The sequence below is a fragment of the Streptomyces sp. NBC_00582 genome (genome assembly GCF_036345155.1).
Classification (GTDB): Bacteria; Actinomycetota; Actinomycetes; order Streptomycetales; family Streptomycetaceae; genus Streptomyces.
In genome coordinates, this window is record NZ_CP107772.1 from 3,570,083 (window position 1) to 3,586,148 (window position 16,066).

Annotated in this window: 15 protein-coding genes and 1 pseudogene; 5 read left to right on the forward strand and 11 right to left on the reverse strand. The window is 70.6% G+C overall.

Features of this window, described 5'->3' with window-relative positions; all coding sequences use genetic code 11:
• Positions 1–613 precede the first annotated feature (613 nt).
• The 4 genes and pseudogenes from OG852_RS15475 to OG852_RS15490 all read left to right on the forward strand — a co-directional run bounded on the left by OG852_RS15475 (position 614) and on the right by OG852_RS15490 (position 4,438).
• Positions 614–1,849 (forward strand): hypothetical protein, encoded by a 1,236-nt coding sequence (locus tag OG852_RS15475; protein WP_330348277.1) that lies wholly within the window; start codon positions 614–616, stop codon positions 1,847–1,849.
• 122 nt (positions 1,850–1,971) lie between these two features.
• Positions 1,972–2,391 (forward strand): VOC family protein, encoded by a 420-nt coding sequence (locus tag OG852_RS15480; RefSeq protein ID WP_133915878.1) that lies wholly within the window; start codon positions 1,972–1,974, stop codon positions 2,389–2,391.
• A 107-nt stretch (positions 2,392–2,498) separates the two neighbouring features.
• Positions 2,499–3,568 (forward strand): annotated as a pseudogene (locus OG852_RS15485) (LOG family protein).
• A 162-nt stretch (positions 3,569–3,730) separates the two neighbouring features.
• On the forward strand, positions 3,731–4,438 hold the full coding sequence (locus OG852_RS15490; protein WP_330348278.1) for an LAETG motif-containing sortase-dependent surface protein: 708 nt from the start codon (positions 3,731–3,733) through the stop codon (positions 4,436–4,438).
• Between the two features lie 72 nt (positions 4,439–4,510).
• On the opposite strand, the gene OG852_RS15495 is transcribed toward OG852_RS15490, so the two are convergent.
• The 5 genes from OG852_RS15495 to OG852_RS15515 form a co-directional block, all read right to left on the reverse strand.
• On the reverse strand, positions 4,511–5,530 hold the full coding sequence (locus OG852_RS15495; RefSeq protein WP_133915876.1) for an ABC transporter ATP-binding protein: 1,020 nt from the start codon (positions 5,528–5,530) through the stop codon (positions 4,511–4,513).
• The gene (locus OG852_RS15500) at positions 5,530–7,200 is read right to left on the reverse strand and encodes an ABC transporter permease (protein WP_133915875.1); all 1,671 of its coding nucleotides are present in this window, start codon (positions 7,198–7,200) and stop codon (positions 5,530–5,532) included. Before OG852_RS15500 ends, OG852_RS15495 begins: the two co-directional genes overlap by 1 nt.
• Positions 7,176–8,249 (reverse strand): thiamine ABC transporter substrate-binding protein, encoded by a 1,074-nt coding sequence (locus tag OG852_RS15505; protein ID WP_330348279.1) that lies wholly within the window; start codon positions 8,247–8,249, stop codon positions 7,176–7,178. The genes OG852_RS15500 and OG852_RS15505 overlap by 25 nt, the downstream gene beginning before the upstream one ends.
• Before the next feature lie 231 nt (positions 8,250–8,480).
• Positions 8,481–9,587, reverse strand: a complete 1,107-nt coding sequence (rlmN, locus tag OG852_RS15510) for a 23S rRNA (adenine(2503)-C(2))-methyltransferase RlmN (protein ID WP_133915873.1) — start codon at positions 9,585–9,587, stop codon at positions 8,481–8,483.
• A 129-nt stretch (positions 9,588–9,716) separates the two neighbouring features.
• Positions 9,717–10,214 carry a hypothetical protein gene (locus tag OG852_RS15515; RefSeq protein ID WP_330348280.1) on the reverse strand — a complete coding sequence of 166 codons (498 nt, stop codon included), beginning with the start codon at positions 10,212–10,214 and terminating at the stop codon, positions 9,717–9,719.
• A 350-nt stretch (positions 10,215–10,564) separates the two neighbouring features.
• Between OG852_RS15515 and OG852_RS15520 the strand changes: the two genes are divergently transcribed.
• Complete coding sequence (locus OG852_RS15520) at positions 10,565–11,002, forward strand: hypothetical protein (RefSeq protein WP_330348281.1); 438 nt, start codon at positions 10,565–10,567, stop codon at positions 11,000–11,002.
• A 182-nt stretch (positions 11,003–11,184) separates the two neighbouring features.
• On the opposite strand, the gene OG852_RS15525 is transcribed toward OG852_RS15520, so the two are convergent.
• From OG852_RS15525 to pyrH, 6 genes are all read right to left on the reverse strand, one after another.
• Positions 11,185–11,541 carry a DUF6086 family protein gene (locus tag OG852_RS15525; RefSeq protein WP_330348282.1) on the reverse strand — a complete coding sequence of 119 codons (357 nt, stop codon included), beginning with the start codon at positions 11,539–11,541 and terminating at the stop codon, positions 11,185–11,187.
• Positions 11,542–12,140: 599 nt separating this feature from the next.
• Positions 12,141–12,617, reverse strand: a complete 477-nt coding sequence (locus OG852_RS15530; RefSeq protein ID WP_443064532.1) for a DUF4265 domain-containing protein — start codon at positions 12,615–12,617, stop codon at positions 12,141–12,143.
• Between the two features lie 45 nt (positions 12,618–12,662).
• The gene (locus OG852_RS15535) at positions 12,663–13,112 is read right to left on the reverse strand and encodes an SRPBCC family protein (RefSeq protein WP_330348284.1); all 450 of its coding nucleotides are present in this window, start codon (positions 13,110–13,112) and stop codon (positions 12,663–12,665) included.
• A gap of 156 nt (positions 13,113–13,268) precedes the next feature.
• The gene (locus OG852_RS15540; RefSeq protein WP_330348285.1) at positions 13,269–14,477 is read right to left on the reverse strand and encodes a phosphatidate cytidylyltransferase; all 1,209 of its coding nucleotides are present in this window, start codon (positions 14,475–14,477) and stop codon (positions 13,269–13,271) included.
• Entirely contained in the window at positions 14,477–15,034 is a 558-nt protein-coding gene (frr, locus tag OG852_RS15545) for a ribosome recycling factor (RefSeq protein ID WP_093827946.1), read from the reverse strand. The genes OG852_RS15540 and frr overlap by 1 nt, the downstream gene beginning before the upstream one ends.
• 175 nt (positions 15,035–15,209) lie before the next feature.
• On the reverse strand, positions 15,210–15,968 hold the full coding sequence (gene pyrH, locus OG852_RS15550; RefSeq protein ID WP_133915868.1) for a UMP kinase: 759 nt from the start codon (positions 15,966–15,968) through the stop codon (positions 15,210–15,212).
• Between the last annotated feature and the right edge of the window lie 98 nt (positions 15,969–16,066).

Sequence of the window (16,066 nt, forward strand, 5' to 3'; positions counted from 1 at the left end):
CGGAAGCCGCCGACCGGCCGGGAGCCGTCGGACCGGCCGAAGCCGTTCGACAGGCTCAGCCCCATGAACAGACGGAAGCCACCGACCGGGCGAAAGCCGTTGGACGGGCGGAGCCCCGTGAACAGGCGGAAGCCGCCAACCGGCCGGGAGCCGTCCCACCGGCCGAAGCCGACCGACAGGCTCAGCCCCGTGAACAGACGGAAGCCGCCAACCGGCCGGGAGCCGGTGGACGGGCGCAGCCCCGTGAACAGACGGAAGCCGCCAACCGGCCGGGAGCCGTCCGACCGGCCGAAGCCGTTCGACAGGCGGAGCCCCGTGAAAAGACGGAAGCCGCCAACCGGCCGGGAGCCGGTGGACGGGCGCAGCCCCGTGAACAGACGGAAGCCGTCGGACGAGCGGAAGCCGTTGGACGGGCGGAGCCCCGTGGGCAGGCGGGGGACCGGGAGGAGTCGCAGGGCCGGGGCACGGCGGAGGGCCCGGGCAGCGTGGGGCGTTCGGCGGAGTCGGGAGGGCAGGGCGAGGTGGTCGGGGCCGGGGAGACGGGGAGTCGGGGCAAGCGGGACGGTCGGGGGGATCCGGGTGGTCAAGGTGGGGCGGAAGGGCGGGGGGCCGCGTGCTCGCTCTCCGTCTGACCCGCAGCGCGCATCCCGCCGTACAACTGCGTCGCCTGCTGGTGGCGGCGGCGTCGGCGGCGACCGGCTTCCTCCTTCTCTCCACCCTCGGCCACGCCCTGACCCACCCCGAGGCCGCCCCGGGCTCCCTGCTGCGCCTGGCCTGGTGCACGGTGCCCCTGGCCGCCACCGTCCACCTCGCCCTCGCGGTCGCCCGCACCGACCCCGGCACCCGCCCCCGTCCGGGTCTCGCCGCCATCGGGCTGGGCCCGGCCCGGCTGATGGCCGTCTCGGCCACCACCACGGCCCTGGCGACCCTGCTCGGCTCGACGCTGGCCCTCCTCCTCTTCCTCCACCTCCGCGGCGACCTCACCGGCATGCCCTTCGACGGAGCGGCGACCGACTTCCTCGCGGCGGACCACCCCCTCCCGATCCCGGCGGCCCTCACCCTCCTCTCCCTGGCCCCCGCCACCGCCTCCACCGCGGTAGCCCTGACACTGCGCCCGAGAGACACCCTCGTCGCCCGTAAGGCAGCGGGACAGGTGGACGCGGGCGGCACCCCGCAAGCGCCGGACAGCGCGACCCACCCCCCGGCCACGACCGACGGCACCGAGCAAACCCCCGACCACCTGCCCAACCCCACCGCCCTCCCCTGGGGCGCCGCCCTGCTCGCCAGCGGCCTCGCCGTGGAGGGCTACGCCAGCCGCACCTCCACGGCCACCGACCTCCCCCTCCCCACCGGCCTGCCCACCGCCCCCTCCGCGGTCCTCCTCGGCTGGACCCTCACCGCGATCGGTCTGGCCCTCGCCGGCCCCGGCCTCACGCACCTCTGCGGCCGCCTCCTCCAGACCGCCCGCCCCGGCGCCCTCCGCCTCCTCGCGGGCCGCGGCCTCATGCAGGAGGCGTCCCGTATCGGCCGCCCCCTGGGCGTGGTGTGCGCGGTGGCCTCGGGCGCGTACACGGTGGCCGCCCTGTACGACCCCGCCGACCCCTCCTCCGGCCCGCTCACCACCCTCGGCGCCGCCGTCGTGGCCTGCTCCACCCTCGCCACGCTCTGCACGGCCGCCGTCGAGGCGAGACAGGCCCGGGCCGACACCACCGCCGCCCTGCTCCGCCTCGGCGCCCCCAGCAAGACCCTGCGCACCGCCGCCGCCCTGCGCACCGGCGCCCTGCTGGCCCTCTTCGTCCCGCTCACCGTGATGGTGGCCGAGCTCGCGTCCCTCCCCCTGGCCCGCTGAGCACCCCGTACGAAAAAAGATCGCGCCCGCCGATGAGTTCCGCGCGACACCCCGGTCTACCCCTTCGAACAGCACGCGACGAGACGCACACCCGACCCGCACATCCTCGATGGGAGAGACCGATGACCGCCCCCGCCTACCAGCAGATGATCTTCGTCAACCTGCCCGTGAACGACCTGGCCGCCTCGAAGAAGTTCTTCACCGAGCTGGGCTACTCGATCAACCCCCAGTTCAGCGACGACAACGCGGCCTCCGTGGTCATCAGCGACACGATCGTCGCGATGCTGCTGACCAAGCCGTTCTACGCGACCTTCACCCAGAAGGAGATCGCGGACGCCACGAAGACCAGCGAGGTCCTCGTCGCGCTGAGCGCACGGAGCCGCGAGCAGGTCGACGAACTGGTCGACCGCGCCCTCGCCCTCGGCGGCACCCCCAGCGGCCAGACCCAGGACATGGGCTTCATGTACGGCCGCGCCTTCGACGACCTCGACGGCCACACCTGGGAGATCGTCTGGATGGACCCGTCGGCCGTCGAAAGCTGACCCGCCTGCCGCGGCACCAGCATGGGCGGGTGCACCCGACGACACCCGCCCAGCCGTTCGACGGTTCCCACGATCGTGAGATCGAGTCCCTCGCCGAATTCGACTAGGTGGTCCGCGACTTCGGCACCCTCTCCCTCCCCCACTCTCGGCTTCGCTCGAGCGGGGGGACCCCCATCGGGTCCAGTCCGTCGACCTGACGGACCGTACGGACGTCCTGCTCGGGCTCGACACCTCGGCCGCCCTGTTCCTCGGCTGCCCGATGGCCCCGGACGCGGCGGCCAAGGCCCGCGCCTCGGGCGCCCAGGTGTTCCCGCCCGTACCGGGCCTGTCCTTCGATCCGTACCGCGGCTTCGTCTACACCCCCGACGAGTTGTTCGACGGCCTCGACGAGGGCTACGACGCGACCCCCGACGCCCGCACCTACGCCTGGTTCCGGCAGACCAGGACCGACGGGGACATCTTCGGCTCGATGCTCCGCTCGATCCACGACGACGCCGTCTCCGACGCGCTCGACGAACTCCTCGTCGGCGCCCGGGTGGTGGGCGATGGGGGCACCTCCCGCGCGACCGTATTCGAGCGTGGGGGAGGGCGGGCACGCCATGGCGCGCGGCACGGACGCGTACGCCGGCGCGGCCCGTCTCGGCCGTGAACTCGCCCGTGAGGGGCTCACGGTGGCCACCGGGGGCGGACCCGGCGCCATGGAGGCGGCCAACCTCGGCGCCTACGCCGCCCCGTTCGACGCCGCGACGCTCACCGACGCCCTGCGACTGCTCGCCAAGGCGCCGACGTTCACGCCCTCGGTCACCGACTGGGCGCGGGCCGCGTTCGAGGTCCGCGCCACCTGGCCGGGCGGCGGCCCCTCGGTGGGGATCCCGACCTGGTTCTACGGCCACGAGCCCCCCAACCCCTTCGCCGCGCACATCGCCAAGTACTTCTCCAACGCCCGGGCGCCGCCGGGACCGTACAGGAGATCTTCGACAACGCGACGCCCAACTACTACGAGTCGCGGGGCGAGCCGACGCCGATGGTGCTGGTCGACCGGGAGCACTGGACACGGCGGCTGCCCGCCTGACCTCTGCTGTGTTCCCTCGCCCGGGAGCGGTCGATGGAGTCCCGTATCGCCCTCGTTGACCGGATCGAGGAGGCTCCCGCGGCATTGAAACGTCTCGCCGGGTAATGAGCGGGCAAAGCCAACCGCTGGGAGCGGTCCCCGCATTGACACTTCTTATGGAACGCTTATAGACCTGTGTGTCTGCTGGGGATGGTGACGCACTCGGCATCACCGGGGGCGCCATCTCCCCCTCCACCCCCCGCAGTTGCGCTCCCCCTAAGGACAAACGTGTCCCTTTCCCGCCGTACCGCCGCCCGTTCGGTGCGTTTCCTCGGTGTCACCGCCGCCTCCGCCGCCCTCGCGCTCAGCGCCGCCGGCAGCGCGCTGGCCTGCGAGATAGGTGACTTCTCGGCAGCCGCCGGATGTGACGGCACGAAGGGCGTCATCACGGTCACCGACAAGGACGCCTCGGGCGTGCCCGCCGTCGTCACCGTGTTCCTCGAGAACAACGGCGCCGACCTCCGCCAGGTCGGCGAGCAGACGGTCGAGGGCTCCAGCAAGGGCACCACCATCACCTTCACCGAGGACTGGGAGCCGGGCGCGGTCTACCGGATCCACATCAAGGCCGTCAAGAAGAAGAAGATCCTCGTCGACGACGACATCGCCGGCAACCTGACGACACCCGCCGAGGCCTGCGCGCCGGCCGAGGAGACCATCTCGCCCTCCCCCAGCACCTCCGCCTCCGAGTCCGGGACCCCGTCGGACACCCCGTCCACGCCCGCCGGCTCGGACTCCCCGAACCCCTCGGACTCGTCGGACGACAACGCCGCGCCCTCCGCGAGCAACGCCCCCTCGCCCGCGGCCCAGGAGTCCAACCTCGCCGAGACCGGCGCCTCCAACACCGGCCTGATCGCCGGCATCGCCGCCCTGCTCGTCGTCATCGGCGGCGGCGCGATCTTCTTCGGCATGCGCCGCCGCGGCTCCAACGGCCGCTGACCCACCGTCCGGGCCCGCCCTCACCGGGGGCGGGCCCGCACCCGTCGGCCGGACACCGCCGTGTGCGGCCCGTCAGTCCAGCACCACGGTCTCCGTCGCGTCGAACGTCACCCCGACCGTGCCGCCGGCCTCCGGCGCGTCCCGCAACGCGCACGCCGCCTCGAGCCGCGGTGCGCCCTCCGGCTGAAGGTGTACGGCGACATGCGTGCCCCGGAAGGTACGGGCGGCGACCGTACAGCGCAGGCCCTCGTCGGCGGGGACGAGACGGACGCCGGCGGGGCGCACCAGCAGGGTGCGCGGCCCCTGCGGGGAGCCGTCCGGCACCGGCACCTTGCCCCAGGGCGTCACCGCGACCCCGTCGGTGACCTGCCCCTCCACCACGTTCTCGAAGCCGAGGAACCGCGCGACGAACGCGTCCGCCGGCCGCTGCCACACCTCAAGAGGCGTACCGGACTGGGCGATCCGCCCGTCCCGCATCACCACGACCCGGTCGGCGAGGGCGAACGCCTCCCCCTGGTCATGGGTCACCGCGAGGACCGTGGTCCCCAATCGGCCGAACAGCTCCCGCAGTTCGACGACCAGCCGCTCCCGCAGCGAACGGTCGAGCTGGCCGAGCGGTTCGTCGAGCATCAGCAGCCGGGGCCGGGGCGCGAGGGCACGGGCCAGCGCGACCCGCTGCTGCTCGCCTCCGGAGAGCGCGGCGACGGCCCGCCCGGCGGCACCCGGGAGTCCGACGAGGTCGAGCAACTCCCCCACCCGCTCCGCCTGTTCCTTCCTGGACGCGCCGTGCATCCGCAGCCCGAACGCCACGTTCCCACCGACGTCCCGCTGCGGGAACAGCTGATGGTCCTGGAACATCAGTCCCAGCTCCCGCCGGTGCGCGGGCACCCCCGCCTGGTCGCGTCCGTCGAGCAGCACCCGCCCGGAGTCGAGCGGCTGAAGCCCCGCGACCACCCGCAGCAGCGTCGACTTGCCGCTGCCGCTCGGCCCGAGCACACACACGATCTCGTGCTCGCGGACCTCCAGGTCCACCGCGTCGAGCACCGCCCGCCCGCCGAACCGCACGGTGGCGGACTCAAGGCCCAGCAGCATCAGAACTCCCCCGTCCGGTCGGTCCGCAGCCGCTCCAGCACCAGCAGGGCCACCGCGCACACCAGCATCAGAATCGTCGACAGGGCCATCGCCTGCCCGTAGTTGAGCTCACCGGCCCGCCCGAGCAGCCGCGCCACCGCCACCGGCAGCGTCGGGTTGTCGGGCCGCGCGATGAACACCGTCGCCCCGAACTCCCCCAGCGACACCGCGAAGGCGAACCCGGCCGCGACCAGCAGCGCCCGCCGCACCATCGGCAGGTCCACCTCCCGCCACACCCGCCACGGCGACGCCCCCAGCACCGCCGCCGCCTCCCGCAGCCGGTGGTCCACCGCCCGCAGCACGGGCAGCATGGTCCGTACGACGAAGGGGACCCCGACCAGCGCCTGGGCGAGGGGGACCAGGATCCAGCCGGCCCGCAGATCCAGCGGAGGCTCGTCCAGCGTGATCAGGAACCCGAAGCCGACCGTCACCGCCGACACGCCCAGCGGCAGCATCAGCAGCGCGTCGAAGCCCCGCACCAGCCGACCGGCGTCACGGCGGGTGAGGGCCGCCGCGGCCAGTCCGCCGATCACCACCGCGAGGGCGGTCGCGGCGACCGCGTACTCCAGCGAGTTGCCGATCGCCTCGATCGGCGGCACCAGGAAGACATTGCCCTCCTCACTGGTCAGCGCCCGGTAGTAGGCGAAGTCCGGTGCGTCGAGGGACCGCTGCACCAGCACGGCCGGCGGCAGCACCAGCAGCAGCGCGATGCTCGCGAGGACCCCGACCAGCAGCGCCCACTGCCCGGCCCCGCGCGGCCGCCGGGCCGTGAGGTTCGCGTCCACCAGCCGCAGCGCGGTCTCCCGCCGCCGTACGGTCCAGGCGTGGACGGCGAGGATCGCGCCCACCGCCAAAAACTGGACGATCGTCAGGACGGCGGCCGTGGAGAGGTCGAAGATCTCGGAGGTCTGCCGGTAGATCTCCACCTCCAGCGTGGAGAACGTGGGCCCGCCGAGGATCTGGACGACCCCGAAGGAGGTGAAGGTGAAGAGGAAGACCATCAGCGCGGCGGCGGCGACGGCCGGTCCGAGGGCGGGCAGGGTCACCGTGCGCCAGGCCCGCAGCCGGGACGCGCCCAGCATCCGCGCGGCCTCCTCCTGCCGGGGGTCCAGCTGCGCCCACAGCCCGCCCACGGTCCGTACGACGACCGCGTAGTTGAAGAAAACGTGCGCGAGCAGGATCGCCCACACCGTCGTGTCCAGCCGTACGCCCCACAGCTCGTCCAGGAGACCGCCGCGCCCGACGAGCGCGAGGAACGCGCTGCCGACGACCACCGTCGGCAGCACGAACGGCACCGTCACCACGGCCCGCAGCACCTGCTTGCCCGGGAAGTCCAGGCGCGCGAAGACATACGCGCCCGGCAGCGCCACCAGCAGGGTGAGCACGGTGGACACGACAGCCTGCCAGGTGGTGAACCACAGGACGTGCCGGATGTCGGACTGGCCCAGGACCTCGGCGACCCGCCCGACCTCCCACGTCCCGTCGGCCTTCAGCCCGCGCGCCACGATGGCGGCGACGGGATAGGCGAAGAAGAGCCCGAAGAACGCGACGGGCAGGGCCATCAGCCCGAGCCGCGCCGCGCTCCCGGAAGGCCGTCGGGCCTTGGTCACCTCAGTACGAGCGAGGTCCATGACTTGACCCACTGGTCGCGGTTCTCGGCGATCTTCGCCGGGTCCATGGTCTGGGGGTCCTTGGCGGCGGGCCCGTACTCCGTGAACTCGGCGGGCACGCTCGCGCCCTCCACCACCGGGTAGACGAACATGTTGAGCGGCATGTCCTCCTGGAACTCCTTGGAGATCAGGAAGTCGATGAGCGCCTTGCCGCCCGCGCTGTTCCTCGCGTTGCTCAGCAGCCCCGCGAACTCGATCTGCCGGAAGCAGGTCCCGGTCGCGACCCCGGTCGGGGCGGTGCTGGGCTTCGGATCGCCGTAGATCACCTCGGCGGGCGGGGAGGAGGCGTACGACACGACGAGCGGCCGGTCGGCCCCCGCCTTCCTGCCTCCGGCGGAACCGGAGAACTCCTCGTTGTAGGCCTGCTCCCAGCCGTCGACCACCTTCACCCCGTTGGCCTTGAGCTTCTTCCAGTAGCCCTCCCACCCGTCGTCGCCGTACTTCGCGGCCGTGCCGAGCAGGAAGCCGAGGCCGGGGGAGGAGGTGGAGGCGTTCTCGGTGACGAGGAGGTTCTTGTAGGCGGGCTTGATCAGATCGTCGTAGGACGTCGGCGGGGCCAGCTTGTGGTCGGCGAAGTACTTCTTGTCGTAGTTGACGCAGATGTCGCCGTAGTCGATGGGCGTGACCCGGTGCTTGCCGGCGTCGAGCTGGTACGCGGTGCCGACCTGGTCGAGCCCCTTGGCCCGGTACGGCTGGAAGAGACCGTTGTCGAGGGCGCGCGAGAGCAGGGTGTTGTCGACGCCGAAGAAGACGTCGCCCTGCGGGTTGTTCTTGGTGAGGACGGCCTTGTTGACGGCCTGGCCCGCGTCGCCGTCCGTGAGGACCTTGACCTTGTACCCGGACTGCTTCTCGAAGTCGGCGAGCACGCTCTTGGAGACGGCCCATGAGTCATGGCTGACGAGGGTGACGGTCTTGGTGTCCGACGCGCCGCTGGTGTCGGACGACCCGCACGCGGAGAGCGCGAGCAGGCCGAGGCCGACCGTCGCCGCCGCAAAGGTCTTGGTGTGCACTGGATGTCCTCCTGGGGTTGACCAGGAAGAACGCGGCCCCGCCCGGGGAGGCCCGGGCAGGGCACAACAGCTTGAGCGATGACCGAACTTCCTACCCAGAATGACCTGGGCGAGGTTCAGAGGGTCTGCGGCCCGATTGCCGCACTCTCAGCGCTGTGGCGCTCCCCTGTCGGAATATGAAGATGTGGGTGGGACGAAGATGCGGTTATGACGATATGACGTGGCCAGATTTTAGCGCTCGGTGGCCGCCAGCTGACCACAGGCTCCGTCGATCTCCTGACCACGGGTGTCCCGGACGGTGACGGGTACCCCGTGCGCCGCGATCGCCTCGACGAAGGCCTTCTCGTCCTCGGGCCGGGAGGCCGTCCACTTCGAGCCGGGGGTCGGGTTCAGCGGGATGAGGTTGACGTGCACGGGCCTGCCGCGGAGCAGACGCCCGAGCCGGTCACCGCGCCAGGCCTGATCGTTGATGTCCCGGATCAGCGCGTACTCGATCGACAACCGCCGCCCGGACTTCTCCACGTAGTCGAAGCCCGCGTCGAGCACCTCCCGCACCTTCCACCGCGTGTTCACGGGCACGAGGGTGTCGCGCAGCTCGTCGTCCGGCGCGTGCAGGGAGATCGCGAGCCGGCACTTGAAGCCCTCGTCGGCGAACCGGTGGATGGCGGGCACGAGCCCGACGGTCGACACGGTGATGCCCCGCTGCGAGAGCCCGAGCCCGTCCGGAGCGGGATCGGTGAGCGCCCGGATCGCCGTGACGACCCGCTTGTAGTTGGCGAGCGGCTCCCCCATCCCCATGAAGACGATGTTGGACAACCGCGCCGGCCCGCCGGGAACCTCGCCGTCGCGCAGCGCCCGCATCCCGTCCACGATCTGGTGCACGATCTCGGCGCTGGACAGATTCCGGTCGAGCCCCGCCTGCCCGGTCGCACAGAACGGGCAGTTCATCCCGCACCCCGCCTGCGAGCTGATGCACATCGTCACCCGGTCCGGGTACCGCATCAGCACCGACTCGACGAGCGTCCCGTCGAACAGCCGCCACAGCGTCTTGCGGGTGGTGCCCTCGTCGGTCGACAGATGCCGTACGACGGTCATCAGCTCGGGAAGCAACGCCTCCCGCAGCTTCTCGCGCGCCCCGGCCGGGATGTCGGTCCACTCCGCCGGGTCGTGCGCGTACCGCGCGAAGTAGTGCTGCGAGAGCTGCTTGGCGCGGAACGGCTTCTCACCGATCTCCGCGACCGCGTCCTTCCGCTCCGCAGGCGAGAGATCGGCAAGGTGCCGCGGCGGCTTCTTGGCTCCGCGCGGCGCGACAAACGTGAGTTCTCCGGGCTTAGGCATGGCTGTACCAGTGTCGCAGATCCAATGGGGTGACCAGCGGCTGCCGCTTGCACTCCTGTCGTTACTAGTCGCACCAGTCGCTGGTGAGCAGCCCCGGACGGCCCGGGGGCGGCCCGGCATCGGCACGGCTCACTCAAGTGGCTGGGTCGCCACCCGCAGCTGTTCGCTGTAGAGCCAGGTGAAGGTACGGTCCGGCTCGAGGCGCGCGTCTCCCCAGTGGATCACGTGGATGCCGCTCTCTGGGTCGGTGGTGAAGAACAGGCACACCAGCTTCGTGGACGCGCCCAGCGCCTCGAAGGTCTCGTGCAGATCCTCGTACTCCTCCGTCGTGTACTCGTCATCCAGCGGGAAGAGGCCCTCCTCCGGCTCCGGCCCGTGACTCAAGAGCATGCGACGGCGGGTAGGGGAAGCGCCGGCAGCCAACCGCGCCCGTTCAAGAGGCTTGAGCCGGTTGGCGAACTTGAAGGGGAAGAGCGCATGGTCATTGATGACGGCGTACTCGTACCCACGTAGGTCCCGCACGGCTTCTCCCAGCTCCCGCGCAGTGTCCGCCAGGTTCTCGCGCACCGCCTCCGCCAAGGTCGAGCCGTAAGGGCTGCGCTTTTTCAGCCTTGCGGTGAGGTGCACTGCGTGAGCCCGTGCATGGGCCCTCGCCAGTTGCTCCGGGATTGCTTCGACGAGCCTGCCGGCGTGCGTCGAAGTCGCGAAGGCCGAACACGTGGAGATTGCCCAGGAGCGGAACCTAGGCGTCGCCTTCAACGCGCGCGCCATCAAGGAAAACCGTCGTCGCACCGCCTCCGCGCGATGAGCAGTGAGAACGGCCCCCTGACCTGGATGATTGGTCGGGGGCCGCTGTGCTGTGCCGTGCCCGCTCGCGCCCGTGGTCCACCGTGGCTCCCTGTCCTGTCGGGCAGGGATGGGGCACGCGCCGGGGGCTCCTGCTCCGGGGTGATCGATCATGCCGCATGATGGCCTGCATGTCGCTGACCTTTGGCCCGGACCGTCAGACCCGCGAGTTCCAGTGTGATTGCTGCCAAGCTCCGATCGAGCGCTCATGGAACTTCGTTCACGCTGACGGTGCGCCCCACGCCGTTTACTTCGCGAACTGCTACCACCACAAGGACAGAGATCACGATGCATGGATAGACGTGATCTTCGGGACTTGGGGGGCTGGAGCGGAACAGTGGACCGACCATGTTTCCTTCGCCTGCCGCGTCGGTCCAGTCGTCGGGCAGAGCACTCCTGCTTCGACCTTAGTAACTGCCGGGCTCGCGCATCCCGACGGTCCGCTGTTTGGCACCAAGCTCGACCGTGAGGCGGCTCTCCAACACCCGAGGCTGGCGGAGTTCTGGGAGGTGTCCGACTACATCCTGGAGCACGACCCGCTAGTGCGCGGCCACATCTACGGGCGCTGACTCACGGAGATCCGCCGGGTCGACGGAACCAGCGGGGCGCTGTCCATCGGTTCAGGACAACGGGTCCAGCGCTGACCGCCGCTGTCCGCGTTTGTTGGTGTCAGCAGCTGGTGTCAGCCGCCACTCACAGCCTTGACAAGCGTTGCGCCCGCCTCCTGCTCCGTAGGCCTCGACCGCACGCCCTATCCCATGGAACGCGCGAAGGCGGCCTTCTCCTCCCTGAGGGCTTCCTCGTGCTCGGGCTTCAGCGTGATCGGAGCGCCCGCACGTTCCAGGAGGACGAGTGAGGTGACCAACAGGCCGCGCGCCAGACCGTGTATCACCAGAGACGAGGTCGAGGAGTAAAGCGTGTACAGCCCCTGCACGAAGGCTCGGAACGTCGACAGCTCTATGTCACAGCTGCCCTGGGGGGTCGGGGTCAGGCCAGTCGGCAGCTTCACAAACTCCGCCGCGCCCCGCGCAAGGGAGGCGTACAGCCTTCCACTGTGGTAGCCCGCCTCCCAGAGAGTCTCTCCGCCCAGTTCATAGGGGTAGCTCAATCTGCGATCTCCACACTCTGAGGCCGATCTCAGGGCCTGCCGCGCTTAGTTGCTCGAACCGTATACGTCGGAGCCGCATCGCTACCCACCACCCTCCGGTGGACGGGATGGGAGCTCCCCGCGCACACCTCTACGAGCCCGTGGCCCGGAACGGCGCCCCCTCCATCCCGGTGTCGGCCGATCCCCCGCCGGAGGCATCGTCCTGACCGCAGGCCGCTCTATGCGGTGATCGGCTCATGGCTACCGGGCCTACGCCGAGCAGGCCGAAGGCAGGAGCGCGGGCGCAGCCAGAGCCGGGAAGCGCGCCCGGCGGAGCGGAGCGCAGCCCGGGCTTGACTTCGACGGAGGCACCATTCGGGTGGTCCGGCAGGCCAAGCGGATTCGCGGCAAGGCCGTGTTCGCTCCTCCGAAATGCAACTAGGAGCGCGACATACCACTGCCTCCCTCAGTGGCGGGGGCTCTGCGGGTCCACATGGACGCCTTCAAGCCGGTTGAGATCACGTTGCCCTGGCGCAAGCCGGACGGCCCGAAGGCGTCGGTACCTGCGCCGCGTGCCGTGGCCGATGGTCGCTGTCGATCGCCCCCGGTCACCTGGGTCCTCACGCGCTCCACCACTCGTCGCCGGCACAGCCGACCTCGTACTGCCACCACCCTTCCTCCTGCCCCTGCTTCAGGAGGGCCTTGATGCCGGCGAGGTCCGCGTCGGCCGGGGCGGTGAAGGCCACCAGGGGGAAGTCCTCGCTGAAGACCTCTCCGCCGAGGTCGAACGCGGCCAGGCGCCGATGCACGGCCTGGGGGCTGCGTCCCAGGGGGCCGCTCGGGACGGGCACCACCCGGATCGTGCAGTTGCCGGCGGAACCGACCCGTCCGAGGGCCCAGTGCCGCCCGTCGGAGTCGGTCCGGAACCGAACGACGTCACCCTCGGCGACGCCGTTCTGCAGGAACGGGACGTTCCGGATCCTGGCCGTGTCGGCACTGAGCCTCGTCGCCCACAGGCCCTCCGTGTCCTGTGGCAGCCAGCCCTCGCGCGGCACGAACCGGAACCACACCTTGATGTTCTCGTCCTCGTGCTCCATGGCCACCATCATGCGCGAGCCGACGGGCCGGGCGTCACCGTCCCGCTACGCCGTCTCGTGCTCCAGCCGGCTCTTCAGCAGCCGTTCGTTCAGCGGCAGCTCCTTGCGGACCTGGGGGCGGACGACCAGCGGCAGCAGGACCTTGCCGATGCCCCTGCCCTCGAAGTCGAGTTCCATGGTGACGCGGGAGCGGTGGCCGCCCTCGAGCGGGGTGATCTCGCCGTGGACATGGCCGCGGACGGGGCCGTCGACGCCCTGCAGGCCCCAGGCGTGCGGGGGGTCGTACTCGGTGTACTCCATGGTCATCGGCATCTCCCGACGGCCGACGTGCCGGGTGACACGCAGCCGGGAGCCGACGTGCGGCGGGCCGGGGTCGAGCAACTCGGCCGACACCGCGCTCGCCTGCCACTCGGGCAGATGGGACGGGTCGATGAGGTAGGCCCACACATCGTCGGGGCTGCGGTCCACGTCGATCGATTCACGGAAGCCGGACATGAGGCCCATCCCCTTTCATGACATTCCAGAGAAGAGGGATTTTTCTGGACTTCCAGGGAAAATCTTCCCACTCAGCCGCCCATGGGGCAAAGGCCGCGGGCCCCCGTCCTGGTCGTTCCGGACGGGGGCCCGCGAGCAGCGCGTGGGGCGTGTACGTCAGCCGGATCCGACGAACAGCACGAGCAGCAGCCAGACGACCGGAGCCGTCGGCAGCAGGGAGTCCAGACGGTCCATGATGCCGCCGTGGCCCGGCAGCAGGGTGCCCATGTCCTTGATGCCCAGGTCCCGCTTGATCATGGACTCGCCGAGGTCGCCGAGCGTGGCGCTGGCGGCGACCGCGAGGCCGAGGAGCAGCCCCTGCCACCACCTGCCGTCGTCGATCAGGAACTGCATGCACAGCGCGCCCACGACCATCGCGAACGACACCGCGCCCAGCAGGCCCTCACGGGTCTTGCCGGGACTGATGCGGGGAGCGAGCTTGTGCCTGCCGAAGCGCCAGCCGACGGCGTAGGCACCGGTGTCGCTGACGACCGTGAGCAGCAGGAAGGTCAGGACCCGCTGCGGTCCGTCGTCGGCGGTGAGCATCAGCGCGACGAAGGTGGCGAGGAAGGGCACGTAGAACGCGGCGAAGACGCCGGCCGTGACGTCCTTGAGGTAGCCCTCCGGCGGTTCCGTCATCCGCCAGACCAGCACCGCGAGCGCGGTCAGGGCCATGGCGACCCAGGCTCCCTCGGGCCCGCGCACATACCCGGCGACGACCATCGCGGCACCGCCGAGGGCCAGCGGCACCAGCGGCGCCTTGATCTCCTTGCGCTCCTGCAGTCTGCTGGTCAGTTCCCACAGGCCCACGACGACGGCGACTGCTATCACCCCGACGAACACGGCCTTGACGATGAACAGCGACACGACGATCAGCGCACCGAGCCCGACCCCGACGCCTATGGCGGCACCCAGGTCTCGGCCCGCGCTCTTCTTCTGCGGAGCGGGCGCGGGCTGTGGGGCGTCGGGCATGTGATCCGGATTCTGCGGCACCCCCGCGGGGGGCTGTGCCGACGGGGTCTCGTGGCGGAACGTCTCCGCACCGTAGGACGCCGGGTCGGGCGCCATGGGGCGGTACGCCTCGTCGCGGAACGAGGGGCCGCCCTGCCGAGCGGCCCCCGGGTCGTCATCCTGGTTTCCGCCCTGCGCGGGTACGTCGGGGACGATGGGCATGGGGCGAGTGTGCTGCGCCTCAGGCGCATCGTACGCGGGACCCGCCGGGGCGGCCCCTTGGACAGGCCCCTGGTAGGCCCCCTGGTCGGTGGGCCCCCAGTACCCGGCCTGTGTACCGGCTGGTGGCGGAGAGCCCCAGGAAGAGTCGTTCATCAGACCTCGAGCAGCTCCGCTTCCTTGTGCTTCAGGAGCTCGTCCACCTGGGCGACGTACTTCGCGGTGGTGTCGTCGAGCTCCTTCTCCGCACGGCGGCCCTCGTCCTCGCCGACCTCGCCGTCCTTGACGAGCTTGTCGATCGCGTCCTTGGCCTTGCGGCGCACGGACCGGATGGACACCTTGGAGTCCTCGGCCTTGCCCTTGGCGACCTTGATGTAGTCGCGGCGGCGCTCCTCGGTGAGCTCGGGGAACACCACGCGGATGATGTTGCCGTCGTTGCTGGGGTTGACGCCCAGGTCGGAGTCGCGGATGGCCTGCTCGATGTTGCGCAGCGCCGTCTTGTCGAACGGGGTCACGACCGCCATGCGCGGCTCCGGCACGGAGAACGAAGCCAGCTGGTTGATCGGCGTCGGCGCGCCGTAGTAGTCGGCCACGATCTTGTTGAACATCGCCGGGTGCGCACGGCCGGTGCGGATCGCGGCGAAGTCCTCCTTGGCGACCACGACGGCCTTCTCCATCTTCTCCTCGGCCTCGAGGAGGGTCTCTTCGATCACCACTTGCTCCTGCGTGTCTTGAGTAAGGCCCGGCTGCGGTTCACTGTCGGTGGCGGCGGCCGGCTGCGTCGCGTCTTCTTCCTGCACGGTTCCCGACCGGCAGGACATTGTCCATCCTCCGACCAGGGTCCGTCCCCCGGTCAGGTGTTGTCGTACGAACCCGAGGATCCGCCGGTCAGCCCCGGCTGCCCGCTTCCCCCACCAGCGTGCCGATCTTCTCACCCTTGACGGCGCGGGCGATATTGCCCTCGGCGAGAAGCTCGAAGACGAGGATCGGGAGCTTGTTGTCGCGGCACAGCGTGATGGCCGTGGCGTCGGCGACCTTGAGGTCGCGCGTGATGACCTCGCCGTAGCCGAGGGCGTCGAACTTGACGGCCTCGGGGTTGGTCTTGGGGTCGGAGTCGTAGACGCCGTCCACCCCGTTCTTGCCCATGAGGAGGGCCTCCGCGTCGATCTCCAGGGCGCGCTGGGCGGCGGTGGTGTCGGTGGAGAAGTACGGCATGCCCATACCGGCGCCGAAGATGACGACGCGGCCCTTCTCCAGGTGGCGCACGGCGCGCAGCGGGATGTACGGCTCGGCGACCTGCCCCATGGTGATGGCGGTCTGCACGCGGCTGTCGATGCCCTCCTTCTCCAGGAAGTCCTGGAGGGCGAGGCAGTTCATGACCGTGCCGAGCATGCCCATGTAGTCCGAGCGGGCCCGGTCCATGCCGCGCTGCTGGAGCTCGGCGCCGCGGAAGAAGTTGCCGCCGCCGATGACGACGGCGATCTCGGCGCCGTCGCGGACGACGGCCGCGATCTCACGGGCGATCTTGTGCACCACGTCGGGGTCCACGCCCAGGCCCCCGCCGCCCGAGAATGCCTCACCGGACAGCTTCAGCAGAAACCGGCCGTGTACTTTGCCGTCGTCGCTCTTCTGGGCCTTGGTGGTCATGGGAGATCCCGCCTTTTCACGTGGTGCACATACGAAGAAGGCCATTGCCGGTGGGGTGTCGTTCGCAACCCGTGCGCGGCAATGGCCTCCTCGTCAGA